This window comes from Lentzea sp. NEAU-D7 (genome assembly GCF_026242055.1).
Lineage (GTDB): Bacteria > Actinomycetota > Actinomycetes > Mycobacteriales > Pseudonocardiaceae > Lentzea.
Window position 1 is genome coordinate 227,870 of the sequence record NZ_JAPJDL010000003.1, and the last position, 13,417, is coordinate 241,286.

General features: G+C 68.8%; 16 protein-coding genes. 9 read left to right on the forward strand and 7 right to left on the reverse strand.

The window, feature by feature from the left end; genetic code table 11:
• The first annotated feature begins 143 nt into the window (after positions 1 to 143).
• Positions 144 to 1,001: a hypothetical protein gene (locus ORI60_RS07965; protein WP_266035869.1), complete on the forward strand. Its 858-nt coding sequence runs from the start codon at positions 144 to 146 to the stop codon at positions 999 to 1,001.
• On the opposite strand, the gene ORI60_RS07970 is transcribed toward ORI60_RS07965, so the two are convergent.
• Positions 994 to 2,283, reverse strand: a complete 1,290-nt coding sequence (locus tag ORI60_RS07970) for an adenylosuccinate synthase (RefSeq protein WP_030477761.1) — start codon at positions 2,281 to 2,283, stop codon at positions 994 to 996. The two genes, ORI60_RS07965 and ORI60_RS07970, sit on opposite strands and share 8 nt — an antisense overlap.
• A 110-nt stretch (positions 2,284 to 2,393) precedes the next feature.
• Here ORI60_RS07970 and ORI60_RS07975 point away from each other — a divergent pair, with 110 nt between their 5' ends.
• Together ORI60_RS07975 and ORI60_RS07980 are read left to right on the forward strand one after the other, a co-directional pair.
• The gene (locus ORI60_RS07975) at positions 2,394 to 3,002 is read left to right on the forward strand and encodes a hypothetical protein (RefSeq protein WP_266035872.1); all 609 of its coding nucleotides are present in this window, start codon (positions 2,394 to 2,396) and stop codon (positions 3,000 to 3,002) included.
• A gap of 104 nt (positions 3,003 to 3,106) precedes the next feature.
• Positions 3,107 to 3,736, forward strand: coding sequence for an HNH endonuclease family protein (locus tag ORI60_RS07980; RefSeq protein ID WP_266035874.1), 630 nt, complete (start codon positions 3,107 to 3,109; stop codon positions 3,734 to 3,736).
• A gap of 159 nt (positions 3,737 to 3,895) precedes the next feature.
• On the opposite strand, the gene ORI60_RS07985 is transcribed toward ORI60_RS07980, so the two are convergent.
• On the reverse strand, positions 3,896 to 5,056 hold the full coding sequence (locus ORI60_RS07985) for an FUSC family protein (protein ID WP_266035876.1): 1,161 nt from the start codon (positions 5,054 to 5,056) through the stop codon (positions 3,896 to 3,898).
• 130 nt (positions 5,057 to 5,186) lie between these two features.
• Positions 5,187 to 5,597 (reverse strand): DUF3151 domain-containing protein, encoded by a 411-nt coding sequence (locus tag ORI60_RS07990; protein WP_266035878.1) that lies wholly within the window; start codon positions 5,595 to 5,597, stop codon positions 5,187 to 5,189.
• A 288-nt stretch (positions 5,598 to 5,885) separates the two neighbouring features.
• Between ORI60_RS07990 and ORI60_RS07995 the strand changes: the two genes are divergently transcribed.
• On the forward strand, positions 5,886 to 7,001 hold the full coding sequence (locus ORI60_RS07995) for a hypothetical protein (RefSeq protein ID WP_266035880.1): 1,116 nt from the start codon (positions 5,886 to 5,888) through the stop codon (positions 6,999 to 7,001).
• On the opposite strand, the gene ORI60_RS08000 is transcribed toward ORI60_RS07995, so the two are convergent.
• Complete coding sequence (locus tag ORI60_RS08000) at positions 6,981 to 7,352, reverse strand: winged helix-turn-helix transcriptional regulator (RefSeq protein ID WP_266035882.1); 372 nt, start codon at positions 7,350 to 7,352, stop codon at positions 6,981 to 6,983. The two genes, ORI60_RS07995 and ORI60_RS08000, sit on opposite strands and share 21 nt — an antisense overlap.
• A gap of 86 nt (positions 7,353 to 7,438) precedes the next feature.
• Between ORI60_RS08000 and ORI60_RS08005 the strand changes: the two genes are divergently transcribed.
• Positions 7,439 to 8,266 (forward strand): SDR family oxidoreductase, encoded by an 828-nt coding sequence (locus ORI60_RS08005; protein WP_266035884.1) that lies wholly within the window; start codon positions 7,439 to 7,441, stop codon positions 8,264 to 8,266.
• Positions 8,267 to 8,318: 52 nt separating this feature from the next.
• Here the strand turns inward: ORI60_RS08005 and fbaA are convergent, their stop codons facing one another.
• Entirely contained in the window at positions 8,319 to 9,353 is a 1,035-nt protein-coding gene (gene fbaA / locus ORI60_RS08010) for a class II fructose-bisphosphate aldolase (protein WP_266035886.1), read from the reverse strand.
• Positions 9,354 to 9,510: 157 nt separating this feature from the next.
• Here fbaA and ORI60_RS08015 point away from each other — a divergent pair, with 157 nt between their 5' ends.
• Entirely contained in the window at positions 9,511 to 9,795 is a 285-nt protein-coding gene (locus tag ORI60_RS08015; protein ID WP_266035888.1) for a DUF427 domain-containing protein, read from the forward strand.
• Here the strand turns inward: ORI60_RS08015 and ORI60_RS08020 are convergent.
• A complete protein-coding gene (locus ORI60_RS08020) occupies positions 9,785 to 10,567 on the reverse strand; it encodes an LLM class F420-dependent oxidoreductase (RefSeq protein ID WP_266035890.1) in 783 nt (260 codons plus the stop codon). The two genes, ORI60_RS08015 and ORI60_RS08020, sit on opposite strands and share 11 nt — an antisense overlap.
• 38 nt (positions 10,568 to 10,605) lie before the next feature.
• Here ORI60_RS08020 and ORI60_RS08025 point away from each other — a divergent pair, with 38 nt between their 5' ends.
• The gene (locus tag ORI60_RS08025) at positions 10,606 to 11,532 is read left to right on the forward strand and encodes an aldo/keto reductase (protein WP_266035892.1); all 927 of its coding nucleotides are present in this window, start codon (positions 10,606 to 10,608) and stop codon (positions 11,530 to 11,532) included.
• 45 nt (positions 11,533 to 11,577) lie between these two features.
• Complete coding sequence (locus tag ORI60_RS08030) at positions 11,578 to 12,429, forward strand: SDR family oxidoreductase (RefSeq protein ID WP_266035894.1); 852 nt, start codon at positions 11,578 to 11,580, stop codon at positions 12,427 to 12,429.
• 43 nt (positions 12,430 to 12,472) lie between these two features.
• On the opposite strand, the gene ORI60_RS08035 is transcribed toward ORI60_RS08030, so the two are convergent.
• Positions 12,473 to 12,751, reverse strand: coding sequence for a YciI family protein (locus ORI60_RS08035; protein WP_266035896.1), 279 nt, complete (start codon positions 12,749 to 12,751; stop codon positions 12,473 to 12,475).
• Between the two features lie 40 nt (positions 12,752 to 12,791).
• Between ORI60_RS08035 and ORI60_RS08040 the strand changes: the two genes are divergently transcribed.
• Positions 12,792 to 13,355: a SigE family RNA polymerase sigma factor gene (locus ORI60_RS08040; RefSeq protein WP_030477748.1), complete on the forward strand. Its 564-nt coding sequence runs from the start codon at positions 12,792 to 12,794 to the stop codon at positions 13,353 to 13,355.
• Positions 13,356 to 13,417 lie beyond the last annotated feature (62 nt).

The following is a 13,417-nucleotide window of genomic DNA, read 5'->3' on the forward strand; positions in this document are numbered from 1 at the left end:
CAGGAAGTACAGGCGAGCCCACGAGACGAGTCAACGACGCCCAAATCGTGAAAACGCGTCGTACATCGACATGTTCGCCGCACGGACATATTCCTGCCAACGGCTTAGTGACAGTTCCGGCCGGATCGATCACGATTCACGCCATGGATTCGGAGGGCGACAGACCGGGGGTGCCTTTCGGCACCAAGCTCAGGTTCGCGTCACTGACGCTGTTGGCGGTCGCGGCCACGTTGCTGATCTTCGACCGGTACGCGCACGCGTGGACGACGGCCACTCCGCTCGACGACGCCCGATGCCAGGTGCGGTCAGGCTTCTACCTGACCCAAGACGTCGGTGAGTCCACACGGGACAGTTATCGGGAGTGCATGGCGGCGTTCCTCGGCAACCGGCTGTGGTGGCTCGCCGCCGGTCCGGCACTGCTCCTGGTGGTGGCGCTGTTGTTCTACGCGATCCAGCCGGCTTGGACGCGCTACCGGCGCAACCTGACTCCTGGTCCGGAGGAACCGGCCGAGCCGCCCGCCGGGCTCGCGCTCGACTCCGCCACACAGGCGGTGTTCCGCGCCTTCGTCGTCGCGGTGCTGGTGCCGTTCGCGATCGTCGTCCTGGGAACCACCGCAGGGCGGCCTCAGGGCGACCAGGACGTGGCCGTGGGCACGTGGATGTACGGCGGCGGCTGGGACCGGGTGACGGCCGTCGTACGGGCGAGCGAGCAGGTGTTCACCGGCGTGCGGGCGGCGGACCCGGCGGCGATCGCGGCCGGGTGCGAGGCGCTCGGGCCGGTGCTGCGCGCGCCGTTCCCCGCGCCCCCGGACCCGAAGATCGCGACGAGCTGGGCGGAAGCGTTGCTGGCGCTCGAGAACGGCACGCGCTCGTGTCTCGTCGTGTTCCGGGACAACGGCCCGGACGACGGTTCGATGACGAAGGAGTTCCTGAAGGGCCTCGACCAGTTGGAGGTCACGCAGACCGCGCTGATCGAGGCCCAGGGACGAGCTGTCAGCTGAGCACGTCGTGGCGCACGATCGTCTGGTCGCGGCCGGGGCCGACACCGATCGCCGAGACGCGGGCACCGATGATGCTCTCCAGGTACTCGACGTAGGACTTGGCGTTCGCCGGCAGCTCGTCGAACGAACGGCAGTGCGAGATGTCCTCGAACCAGCCCGGCAGCTCCTCGTAGACCGGCACGGCGTGGTGCACGTCGGTCTGCGTCATCGGCATCTCGTCGACCCGGCGACCGTCCACTTCGTACGCGACGCAGACCGGGACCTTCTCGAGGCCGGACAGCACGTCGAGCTTGGTGAGGAAGTAGTCGGTGATGCCGTTGACGCGCGAGGCGTAGCGGGCGATCACGGCGTCGAACCAGCCGGTGCGCCGCGAGCGCCCGGTGGTGACACCGAACTCGCCGCCCTGCTTGCGCAGGTACTCGCCCTGGTCGTCGTTCAGCTCGGTCGGGAACGGACCGGAGCCGACGCGGGTCGTGTACGCCTTCAGGATGCCGATCACGGTGCTGATGCGGGTCGGGCCGACACCGGAACCGACGGTCGCGCCGCCCGAGGTCGGGTTCGACGACGTGACGAACGGGTAGGTGCCGTGGTCGACGTCGAGCAGGGTGCCCTGCGAGCCCTCCAGCACGACGATCTCGTCGCGGTCGAGCGCCTGGTTGAGCAGCAGGCGGGTGTCGGCGATGCGGTGCACGAAGTGCTGACCGTGCTCCAGCACCTGGTCGACGACCTGCTCGGGGTCGAGCGCCTTGCGGTTGTAGACCTTGACCAGCACCTGGTTCTTGAAGTCCAGGGCCGCCTCGACCTTCTGCCGGAGGATCTTCTCGTCCAGCAGGTCCTGCACGCGGACGCCGACGCGGGCCAGCTTGTCCTGGTAGGCCGGGCCGATGCCGCGGCCGGTCGTGCCGATCTTCGCCTTGCCCAGGTAGCGCTCGGTCACCTTGTCGATGGCCACGTGGTACGGCATGATCAAGTGCGCGTCCGACGAGATCAGCAGCCCGCTGGTGTCGACGCCCTTCTCCTCCAGGCCCGCGAGCTCCGTGAGCAGCACGCCGGGGTCGACCACGACACCGTTGCCGATCACGTTCTTCACGCCGGGCGTGAGGATGCCGGACGGGATGAGGTGCAGGGCGAACTTCTGACCGTCCGGGAGGACGACGGTGTGACCCGCGTTGTTGCCGCCCTGGTAACGAACGATCCACTGGACACGCTCACCGAGGATGTCGGTGGCCTTGCCCTTGCCCTCATCGCCCCACTGGGCACCGATCAGCACGACGGCCGGCATGTGAAACTCCAAGCACTTGGACTGGTTCGAGCGAATGCCGGTAAGTGAGGGTAGACCAGGAGATGACCGTGCGCGGAATCGTGTTGGCCTGCGGAAACGCGCAGTTGCCAATGATCGCTCAACGTGACGACGTCCACGTCGTCCCGGCGAGGCCCGGCAAGGACCACGTAGATCCACATCTGGACGCCGAACGGCTGGTCGTGGCGGGCACCGACGCCGACCTCGCCGCGGTCGCGCTGCGGTTGCTGCGCAAGGAGAAGCTGGGCTCGGTGGCACTGGGTTACGTGCCCCTCGCCGATTCGTCCGTCGCCTCTCTCTGGGGGCTTTCGACCGACCCCGCGCGGGCCCTCGACATCGCCCTGAACGGTGACGTAGATCCCGTCCCGCTCGTCCGCGACGACGTCGGCGGAGTCCTGATGGGTCTCGGCGTGTTGGCACCCGTCCGGGGCGTCGGCTACAGCGACGCGGACAACGTGCTGCGCGGCCAGGCCTCGCGGATCGAGTGCACGCCGGACCCGGACGGCGGCCTCGGCCTGCAGATCCGGATCGTCAACAAGCGCTTCTTCGGCTCCAAGGTCCGGGTGAGCCGCCCGCGCGCGTTCCAGCTCGGCTGCCTGCCCACGACGGCGGTCCTGGACGGTCACAAGCACCCGCGACCGGTCGACAAGTGGACCTGGTACCGCCACACCGAGGACTTGAGGCTCGTCCGAGGGCTCTAGTCATGTACCTGTCATTCACTTGAGTGTCACTCGAAGGCATTGCCTAATTTCATAATGTGACTGAGGGTAGGTCCCGATCACTTTCCACGAGGAAGGTCGGGACGATGTCAAAAGTTAACCGAACCATTGGTGTTCTAGTTGCCACAGCGGCTCTCACCTTTGGTTTTGTTTCCCCTGCACTCGCGACACCGCCGAACATCCCCACCGCTGCCACGGCCAAGTCCGAATTGGCCGGTCTCACCGTGCGCGCGGACGGCTCGATGACGGGCTATTCACGCGACAAGTTCCCTCACTGGGTGACCCAGTCCGGCACCTGCAACACTCGGGAGGCCGTTCTGAAGCGGGACGGCACCAACGTGGTGACCGACTCCAGTTGTGCCGCCACGTCGGGCAGGTGGTTCTCGCCCTACGACGGCGCGACGTGGTCCGCGGCCTCGGACGTGGACATCGACCACGTCGTCCCCCTGGCGGCCGCCTGGAGGTCCGGAGCGGCGTCCTGGACCACGGCCCGTCGCCAGGCGTTCGCGAACGACACCGACTACCCGCAGCTGATCGCGGTGACCGACAACGTGAACCAGGCCAAGGGCGACCAGACCCCGGCCACCTGGAAGCCGCCGGTGACGTCCTACTGGTGCACGTACGCCAAGATGTGGGTACACGTGAAAGCGAAGTACAGCCTAAGCGTGAACTCGGCCGAGAAGACAGAATTGACGAGCATGCTCGGAAGGTGCTGATGACGCCACTCTCCTCGCTTTTCGCAGCGGGACCCGGCGGCGTGATGACCGACGAGGTCGGCGTCGTCACGGGTGACCTGGAATTGCGCACGGAACTCTCCGACGACGGAAAGCTCCTCGCCCAGGTCCGCTACGAAGGCGCGGACGAGTGGTACGCGATCACGGGTGGTTCGTGCGTCCTGGCCGATCCTCGTGATCACGAACAGGTGCACTCTCTTCTGCACGGGCTTTTGCATCGGCCGGAGGGCTGAGGGGCGGCAACGCCTCCATCGCCTCGCTCCGGTTCAGGCCCGTCGCCTGCAGCAGGTCCACCGCGACACTGCGGATCTGCGCCAGCACGACCTTGGACGAGAACCCGTCCCCGCCGAGACGCCGCGCGGTGAGCACCCGCGCGGCGTCCCGCACGGCTTCCCGCGTCAGCTTCGGCTCCTGGCCCTTCTCCAGCTCGCCCTTCAGGCAGTCCACGGCGTCCGCGTAGTCCTTGAGCACGTCCGGCACCCCGTCCGGAATGGGTTCGTCGGCCTTCAACGCCGCCATCGCCCGCCGCGCGAGCACCCGCGTGTTCCGGATCGCGTAGTCCACCGGCCCGGCCGCCGTCTGGTACCGCTTGAGCTCGTCCTTGGACCGCCACCTGATGGGCGCGATCCGGGCGATCTCGCTCCCGGTCTGCAACGCGGACTTGTAGTCGTCGATGGTCGTCTGGCTGGTCCGCAGCTCGGCGAGCACTCCGGCAGCCTTGACCGAGTCCTTCGAGTCGAGGGCCGCCGCGAGGTCGCGCAACGCCCCGCTGAGCGTGTTCGTGAGCACCTTCAACTGCCGCTGCGCCACCGTCACCGGGTTCGCCGGGATGAGCGCGGCCACGGCCAGCCCGACCAGGCCGCCGGTCAGCGCGTCGATCATCCGGTCGAACCCGCCACCGGCACTGGGCGGCAGCAACGTCGCGACGAGCACGGCGCTGCTCCCGGCCTGCAACGCGATCACGGACCCGCCGTCGAGCAGCACGGCGGCCGACATCGCCAGCCCGACGACCAGTGCGATCTGCCAGGGACCGCTGCCGATCCAGCTGATCAGCGCGTCGCCGACCCCGACACCGACCGAGACACCGACGACGAGCTCACCGACGCGCCGCAACCGCTGCCCCAGCGAGACGCCGAGGCAGACGACGGCGGCGATGGGCGCGAAGAACGGGTGCTGGTGGCCGATGACCAGGGTCGCCACCGACCAGGCAAGGCCGGCGGACAGGGCACTTTGGACGATCGGCAGCGCGGCCCCGCGCCAGCGGCCAAGCCCGCGCCTGACCGCATCCGCAACCGCGCCCACCACTCACCCCGCCCGCTGTCCGCCGTGCCCGCCGCCAGTCTCGAACCAACGGCCACCAGTCACAACCTGCAGCAAGGCATTTCCTTGCCCAAGGGCAATCAACCTCACACCGCGAGGTCGGGGCGTCGGATCAGACCAGCCCGAGCGCGGCCGGCGCCTCGGGGTCCGAGTCGGCGAGGAACTTGGAGCAGCGGTCCCACTCCTCGTCCTCCCCGATCTCGCGGGCGGCCAGCGCCAGCGCGGCGAGCGCCCGGAGGAAGCCCTGGTTCGGCCGGTGGCTCCACGGCACGGGCCCGAAGCCCTTCCACCCGGACCGGCGCAGCTGGTCGAGCCCGCGGTGGTACCCGGTGCGGGCGTAGGCGTAGGCGGCAACGGGGTCCCCGGCGTGCAGAGCGCGCTCGGCCAGCAGCGCCCAGGCCTCGGAGAAGTCCGGGTAAGCCCGGACGATCTTGGCGGGATCGGTGCCACCATCAGCGGCGGACTGCGCCTCAGGGCGTTCGGGAAGACGAGTCGGCTCGGGCCCGAGGAGGTTCTCAACCATGCGGCCCATCGTGCCGCATCCGCCGAACCGGGCTAGACGAACATCCTCATGACGGTGGCCACAACGGCCAGCATCAGCACGGTGACGAGCACCCCGGCGATGATCCGCTGCTTCGTGGTGGCCTTGTAGCTGTCGGTCGCGTCAGAGCTCATGGCCGTGCACCTTGCCGAGCCCGCCCGCCGAAGTTCAACTTCGTTCACTCCATCGTGCACACGAATTGGAAACATCAGGGTAAAACCAGGGCCGTTCCGCCTACCTGGGGGCAGGGGCGGCGCTCATGATGTGCGGATGGTTCAGGGGGTTAGGCAGTTCCGCGACCAGTACTGGGAGCGGGGCGAGCCCGGCAGGGAGACACCGGCGGCACTCACGAAGCAGCTCTACCAGCTGTGGCTCGTCGGTCTCCTGCTCAAGTTGATCGGGTCGTCGTGGGACGTCTCGTGGCACTTCAAGTGGCTGCGCGACGACCTCGCGCCGCCGCACCTGATCAACACGGTCGGCACCGTCATCGTGGTCGGGCTGACGTTGTTCCACACGTTCACCGGGTACGGCGGCGACAAGCTGACGATCCGGTTGATGCAGGTCGGCTGCGGGATCTTCCTCGTCGCCCTGCCGATCGACATCATCAACCACCGGATCAACGGCCTCGACATCACGAGCTGGAGCGGGTCGCACGCGCTGCTCTACCTCGGCACGGCGGTGATGCTCGCCGGCGCGATCCGCGGGTGGATGAAGTACTTCCCCGAGGGCGGCGCACGGACGTTCGGGCTCGTCGCGCTGTGGTTCTTCTTCCTGGAGAACGTCTGGTTCCCCAACCAGCACCAGGAGTACGGCGTGCGGGCGTTGCAGGCCTACGACAGCGGCCGGCCCGAGGCCGAGCCCATCCTGCTGCAGTTCGCCGCGGACCAGCTCGGCGTCCCGGTCGGGCGCGAGGCGGTCGTGAACTTCGCGCTGCCCATCGCGGACTGGGTCTACCCGGTCTGGGGGCTCGTGGCGGCGGCGATCGTGCTGGTCATCGCGCGCCGGACGATCGCGAAGCCGTGGGCGGCCACGGCCGTCGCGGGCGGGTACGTCGTGTACCGGTGCCTGATCTGGCCGTTGCTCGCCGGGATCGACTTCCCGAAGTCCGCAGTGCCGCTGTTCCTGGTGCTCGTCGGGCTCGCGATCGACGCGGCGCACGTGCTCGACATGCCGACGCCCGCGAAGGCGGTGCTCGGCTCCGCGACCGTCACGACCGCGGGCTACGTCGGCATCTGGTTCCAGCAGGAGTACCTGTGGGGCCCGCCGATCGCGTTCGCGTCGGCGGCGGTCACGGCCGTGCTGCTCGCGGTGCTGTGGACGGTCGGGGACGTGGTGGTCCGCCGGCCGGAAGCCCGGCTGCTCGCGTCACGCCTCGAGCTGGGCTGACAACCTCGCCGTGATCCGGCCGAACAGGTCGGCCAGCGGCTCGCCGACGTCCCGCCCGAACTCGGTCAACCCGTAGGTGACCTGGGGCGGGGTCGTCGGCTCCACCCTGCGCCAGACCAGGCCGTCGGCGACCAGCCCGCGCAACGTCTGGGACAGCATCTTCTCGCTGATGCCGACGATGCTCTCGCGCAGCTCGAAGAACCTGAGGTCGTTGGTCTGCAGGGAGATCAGCACCCAGATGCCCCACCGGCTGGTGACGTGGTCGACCATCTCGCGCGCGGGACACGTGGTGTGAAACACCTCATAGCGCCCCGTCGGACCGGCCAGCGTGAACTGTTTTCCGACCTCCACGTCCGGAGCTTACCTCCAGGTACGTCCTTACGAAAAGTAAGCCCGGTTCCTAGCGTCGCCTCCACCAAACGACGAAGGAGCTGGACATGATCGTGGTGACCGGGGCGACCGGGAACATCGGGCGACCCCTCACGAAGGCGCTGAACGACGCGGGCGAGCAGGTGGTGGCCGTGTCGCGCACCCCCGCGGAGGTGCCGGACGGCGTGCGGCACCAGGTGGCGGACCTCTCCGATCCGGCGAGCCTCGACCTGACGGGCGCGAAGGCGTTGTTCCTGCTGCTGTCCGGCGACCTGCACGCCGTCGGTGCCAGCCCTTCCGAGCTGATCGGACGGGCCGCTGCCCACGGGGTGGGCCGGGTGGTGCTGCTGTCTTCGCTGGGCGTGCGGACCAGGCCGTTCGGCACGACGCGGATCGAACTGCGCGGGCTGGAGGACGTGCTGCGCGAGTCCGGCCTCGACTGGGCGGTGCTGCGACCGGGCGGGTTCGCGTCCAACGCGCTGTGGTGGGCCGAGACCGTGCGCGCCCAGCGGACCGTCGCGGCACCGTTCGGGGACACCGGCCTGCCGATCATCGACCCGGCGGACATCGCCGAGGTCGCGGCCACCGCCCTGCTGAGCGACAGGAACGGCGTCCTGGAGCTCACCGGGCCGGAGGTGATCACGCCGCGGCAGCAGGCGGAGGCCATCGCGGACGCGCTCGGCGAACCGGTGCGGTTCCACGAGCTCACCCGCGCCGAGGCGAAGGCGGGCATGGAACAGCTGATGCCGGGCGAGCTCGCCGACGACACCCTGGACATCCTGGGCTCGCCCACCCCGGACGAGGTGGCGGTGAGCCCGGACGTCGAAAAGGTCCTCGGCCGCGCCCCGCGCACGTTCGCCGACTGGGTCGCCCGCCACGTCGAGGTGTTCCGCTGACAAGGCGAAGGGCCCCCGGCGCGACGCCGGGGGCCCTTCCTCACGACCTGTGTCAGCCCGCGATCATGCGGCCCGACGACTTGAGGTGCTCGCACGCCGAGGCGATGCGGGCGGCCATGGCCTGCTCAGCGGCCTTGAGGTAGCTGCGCGGGTCGTAGGCCTTCTTGTTGCCGACCTCGCCGTCGATCTTCAGCACACCGTCGTAGTTCGAGAACATGTGCGCGGCGATCGGACGGGTGAACGCGTACTGCGTGTCCGTGTCGATGTTCATCTTGATGACGCCGTACGACACGGCCTCGTGGATCTCCTCGAGCAGCGAGCCGGAGCCGCCGTGGAAGACCAGGTCGAACGGCTTCGAGCCGGCCGCGAGGCCGAGCTTCTCCGCCACGACGTCCTGACCCTGCTTGAGGATCTCCGGGCGCAGCTTGACGTTGCCCGGCTTGTAGACGCCGTGCACGTTGCCGAAGGTCGCGGCGAGCAGGTAGCGGCCCTTCTCGCCCGCGCCGAGCGCCTCGACGGTCTTCAGGTAGTCCTCGGGCGTCGTGTAGAGCTTGTCGTTGATCTCGTTGTCGACGCCGTCCTCCTCGCCACCGACGACGCCGACCTCGATCTCGAGGACGAGCTTCGCCTTGGCGGACAGGTCGAGCAGCTCGCTCGCGATCTGGAGGTTCTCGTCCAGCGCGACGGCCGAGCCGTCCCACATGTGCGACTGGAAGAGCGGGTTGCCGCCCTTGTCCACCCGCTCCTGGCTGATCGCGATCAGCGGACGCACGTACCCGTCGAGCTTGTCCTTCGGGCAGTGGTCGGTGTGCAGCGCGATGTTGACCGGGTACTTCGCGGCGACGACGTGCGCGAACTCCGCGAGCGCCACGGCGCCGGTCACCATGTCCTTGACCTTGGTGCCCGAGGCGAACTCGGCACCGCCGGTCGAGACCTGGATGATGCCGTCGCTCTCAGCCTCGGCGAAGCCGCGCAGAGCCGCGTTGAGCGTCTCCGACGACGTGACGTTGATGGCGGGGTAGGCGAACTCGTTCGCCTTGGCCCGGTCCAGCATCTCCGCGTAGACCTCGGGAGTTGCGATGGGCATCGGTGGTCCTCCTCAGGCGCCCTGAACGGGTGTCGACCCGCATCCTACGAGGGTGTGTCACGGGGCCAACTCGGTGGCCGCCATCACACAGTGATCGATCAAGTACCAGTTGACCAGCCGGTCTGCGCTACCCGCCGGTAGGGGGACACTGGATGACATGGCAACCGCTCAGTGGAACGGCAAGATCATCGCTTCGAGCGACGACACGGTCGTCGTCGAGGGCAACCACTACTTCCCCCTGGAGTCCGTCGATCCGGACGTCCTGAAGCCGACCGACCACACCTCGCACTGCCCGTGGAAGGGCGATGCGAACTACTACTCGTTGCAGGTCGACGGCGCCGAGAACACCAACGCGGCCTGGTACTACGCCGAGCCCAAGGAGGCCGCGGCGCAGATCAAGGGCCGCGTGGCGTTCTGGAAGGGCGTCGAGATCAGCGACTGAGCCCGAGGGCCGACGCCAGTTCCGCGTAGTGGCCGTTCAGCGACTGGACGGCCACGTGGTCGGCACCCGCGTCGACGTGCGCCCGCAGCTTCGCGGCCACCTGGTCCGGGCTGCCGTGCGCGACCAGGGCGTCCAGCAGGCGGTCCGATCCCTGGACGTCCTCCTCGGAGAACCCGTACCGCCGCCAGTTGTTCACGTAGTTGGTGAGCGTGAAGTAGATCGCCAGCTTCTCGCGCGCGATGGCCCGCGCGGCGTCCGGATCCTCTTCGACGACGACGGTCACCTCGGGCGCGAGGAGCTTGTCACCGAGCGCCTTGCGCGCCTCGGCGGTGTGCTCGACCGGCACCAGGTACGGGTGGGCACCCGCGGTCCGGTCGGCGGCGAGCTCCAGCACCTTCGGGCCGAGGGCGGCGAGCACCAGCCGGTCGGCCGGCACGTCGAGCCGGTCGAGGTAGGACACGAGCTTGTCGTAGGGCTTCTCGTAGGCCTGGTCGAGCTGCCGGTGGCCGACACCGACGCCGAGCAGGAACCTGTCGCTCGCGAGGCGGTGGAACTCGGCGGCGACCGCTTCCGGCTCGGTCTGCCAGACGTTGACGATGCCGGTGGCGATGGTGATCGACTTCGTGGCGTCCAGCGCCTGCCCCACCAGGGCGACGTCCGGCGAGCCGCCGATCCAGAACGTGCCGTAGCCGAGTGCTTCGAGCTCCGCGACCTCGCCGAGCTTCCCGGCCCACTCGTAGTGCGAACCCCAGACTCCGAACGTTCCCAGCATCCGAACCCCAATCGTCGTGGCGGACTACCTTTCGCAGTATGCCGATCTTGAGCACCACCGAGCTGACCGTGTCCCGACTTTGCCTGGGCGGCAACGTGTTCGGCTGGACCGCGGACGAGGACCAGTCGTTCGCGGTGCTCGACGCCTACACCGCGGCGGGCGGGAACTTCCTCGACACCGCCGACGTGTACTCGGCCTGGGGCGAGGGCAACTCCGGCGGCGAGTCGGAGACGATCATCGGCAGGTGGCTGGCCGGGCGCGGCGACCGCGACCGGATCGTGGTGGCCACGAAGGTCGGCATGCTCGCCGGCTTCAACAACCAGAAGCGCGACACCGTGCTGACCGCCGCGGAACGATCGCTGAAGCGGCTCGGCGTGGACCACATCGACCTCTACTACAACCACCTCGACGACCCGAACACGCCGCTGGAGGAGACGCTGGCCGCCTACGACCAGCTCGTCCGCGACGGCAAGGTCCGCTACCTCGCGGCGTCCAACTTCTCCGCCGAACGGCTGGAGAAGGCGCTGGAGATCCAGGAACGCGAGGGCTTCGCGAAGTTCGTGGCGCTGCAGCCCGAGTACAACCTGGTCAGCCGCGACGAGTTCGAGGGTGAGCTGCAGGACGCCGTCGCGAGGCACGACCTGGCGACCGTGCCGTACTGGTCGCTCGCCAAGGGCTTCCTGACCGGCAAGTACCGGCCGGGCGTCGAGGTGCGGAGCGCACGGGCGGGCGCGGCCTCTAAGTACCTCGACGAGCACGGTCTGCAGGTGCTCGAAGTGCTCGACGAGCTGGCCGAGACGCACGGGACCACGGTCGCGGCGGTCGCCCTCGCCTGGCTCGCCCAGCAGCCGACGGTGGCCGCGCCGATCGCGTCCGCCCGGACGTTGGAGCAGCTCAACGACCTGCTGCCAGTGCTGACGCTGGAACTCACCCAGGCCGAGGTGGACCGCCTGAGCGCAATTTAACTTGCCAGTAGCTTACCGGGAGTAGGTTGCGTTACCGTGACGAGCATGGACGTCACGGGCAAGGTGGTAGTGATCACCGGCGCGGCCAGGGGCATCGGCGCCGAGGTGGCGAGGCAACTGGCCACGCGCGGGGCTCGCCTCGCGCTCGTCGGGCTGGAGAAAGCCCAGCTCGAAGAGGTCGCGCGCGAAACCGGCGGCAAGGCGTGGGAAGTCGATGTCACCGACTGGGACGCGCTCGACCGCGTCATGAACGAGGTCGTGGGCCACTTCGGCGGCATCGACGTCGTGGTGGCGAACGCGGGCATCGCGGCCACCGGTTTCGTGCGCTCGATGGACCCGAAAGCGTTCGAACGCGTCATCGAGGTCAACCTGCTCGGCGTGTGGCGCACGGTCCGCACGGCGCTGCCGCACCTGATCCGCAGCCGCGGCTACTGCCTGGTCGTCTCGTCGCTCGCGGCGATCGTCCACATCCCCGGCAACGCGGCCTACTCGGCGGCGAAGGCGGGCTGCGAAGCGTTTGCGGACAGCCTCCGGGCCGAAATCAGGCACCTGGGCGTGGACGTCGGCACGGCGTACTTCTCGTGGATCTCCACGGACATGGTCAACAGCGCCGACGAGCACCCCGTCTTCGGCAAGCTGCGGCAGGGCATGCCGGGCGTCGCCGGCAAGAAGTACCCCGTCCGCAACGTCGGCAGGGCCGTGGTCCGGGGCATCGAGAAGCGGGCGAAGGCGGTCCACGTGCCCGGCTGGGTCGGCGTTCTGAAGTACTTCCGCGCGTTCACGCCGGTGGTCGTGGACCGCCAGGCGGTCGAGGAGGTGGCCGACGCCGACCGGCAGATGGCCGCGAGCGACACGTCGGGCCTGGTCGGGCCGGGCGGGCAGGCCGCCAGTCGTTGACCGCGGGTTCGTGCCGGTCGGACGCCCGGCACGAACCCGGACGTCACCTGACCCAGGAGCCGAGCAGCGCGTTCCACTCTCGGATGCGCCACTCGGCGACGTTCGCGGGCGTGTAGGGGTCGGCGGCGATGATCTCCTTCACCGCGGCTTCGTCCGCCGCCTCGTAGATGATCAACGCGCCGGTGTCGTCCGCGTACGGACCTGAGGCGAGGACCACGCCCTTCTCGGCGAGAGAGGTGATGTACTCGCGGTGCTCGGGGCGCACCGCGAGGCGCTTCTCGCGATCCGGGCCGAACACCAATTCCACTGCAAAGCGGGCCATGCCACCACCGTAGTGAAGCTGACCGGTACCGTCCTACATCGTGGTTGGCGAAGAAACTCCGCGCACCGTGCAGGACACCCTGACCAACCTGCGAATCAAGGACGGCGTCGCAGGACCTCCCACAGGGCCCCTCACGCTCGAAGACCTGTACAAGCAGCACCGCATGCGCCTGGTCAGGCTCGCGCTGCTGCTCGTCGACGAGCCGTCGACGGCCGAGGACGTGGTCCAGGAGGCCTTCACCGGCCTGCACCGCAACTGGAAGGGTCTGCGCGACTCCCAGGCGGCCGTCGGCTACCTCCGCACGGCCGTGGTCAATGGCTCCCGCAGCGTGCTGCGCCGCCGCAAGACGGCCCGCGACTACACGCCGCCGCACGTGGCGAACGCACGTTCGGCCGAGTCCCTCGCGATGCTGACGGCGGAGCACCAGGCCGTGGTCAAGGCGTTGCAGCAGCTTCCGCCGCGCCAGCGCGAGGTGCTCGTGCTGCGCTACTACGGCGACCTGTCCGAGGCGGAGATCGCCGAGGCCACCGGCATCTCGAAGGGCACCGTGAAGTCGACGGCTTCCCGCGCCTTGGACGCCCTGCAGAAGATCATGGCGGGTTGAGCCGACCAGGCAACAAACTTCACCGTTTCCCCAGTTGAGGCCGTTTTGCCCGATGCGGGCGG

Bases quoted from the DNA above. Each gene is read 5' to 3' on its own strand.
- ORI60_RS07965 (WP_266035869.1), top strand. From the start codon at position 144: ATGGATTCGGAGGGCGACAGACCGGGGGTGCCTTTCGGCACCAAGCTC.
- ORI60_RS07970 (WP_030477761.1), bottom strand. From the start codon at position 2,283: ATGCCGGCCGTCGTGCTGATCGGTGCCCAGTGGGGCGATGAGGGCAAG.
- ORI60_RS07975 (WP_266035872.1), top strand. From the start codon at position 2,394: ATGATCGCTCAACGTGACGACGTCCACGTCGTCCCGGCGAGGCCCGGC.
- ORI60_RS07980 (WP_266035874.1), top strand. From the start codon at position 3,107: ATGTCAAAAGTTAACCGAACCATTGGTGTTCTAGTTGCCACAGCGGCT.
- ORI60_RS07990 (WP_266035878.1), bottom strand. From the start codon at position 5,597: ATGGTTGAGAACCTCCTCGGGCCCGAGCCGACTCGTCTTCCCGAACGC.
- ORI60_RS07995 (WP_266035880.1), top strand. From the start codon at position 5,886: ATGGTTCAGGGGGTTAGGCAGTTCCGCGACCAGTACTGGGAGCGGGGC.
- ORI60_RS08005 (WP_266035884.1), top strand. From the start codon at position 7,439: ATGATCGTGGTGACCGGGGCGACCGGGAACATCGGGCGACCCCTCACG.
- fbaA (WP_266035886.1), bottom strand. From the start codon at position 9,353: ATGCCCATCGCAACTCCCGAGGTCTACGCGGAGATGCTGGACCGGGCC.
- ORI60_RS08015 (WP_266035888.1), top strand. From the start codon at position 9,511: ATGGCAACCGCTCAGTGGAACGGCAAGATCATCGCTTCGAGCGACGAC.
- ORI60_RS08020 (WP_266035890.1), bottom strand. From the start codon at position 10,567: ATGCTGGGAACGTTCGGAGTCTGGGGTTCGCACTACGAGTGGGCCGGG.
- ORI60_RS08025 (WP_266035892.1), top strand. From the start codon at position 10,606: ATGCCGATCTTGAGCACCACCGAGCTGACCGTGTCCCGACTTTGCCTG.
- ORI60_RS08030 (WP_266035894.1), top strand. From the start codon at position 11,578: ATGGACGTCACGGGCAAGGTGGTAGTGATCACCGGCGCGGCCAGGGGC.
- ORI60_RS08035 (WP_266035896.1), bottom strand. From the start codon at position 12,751: ATGGCCCGCTTTGCAGTGGAATTGGTGTTCGGCCCGGATCGCGAGAAG.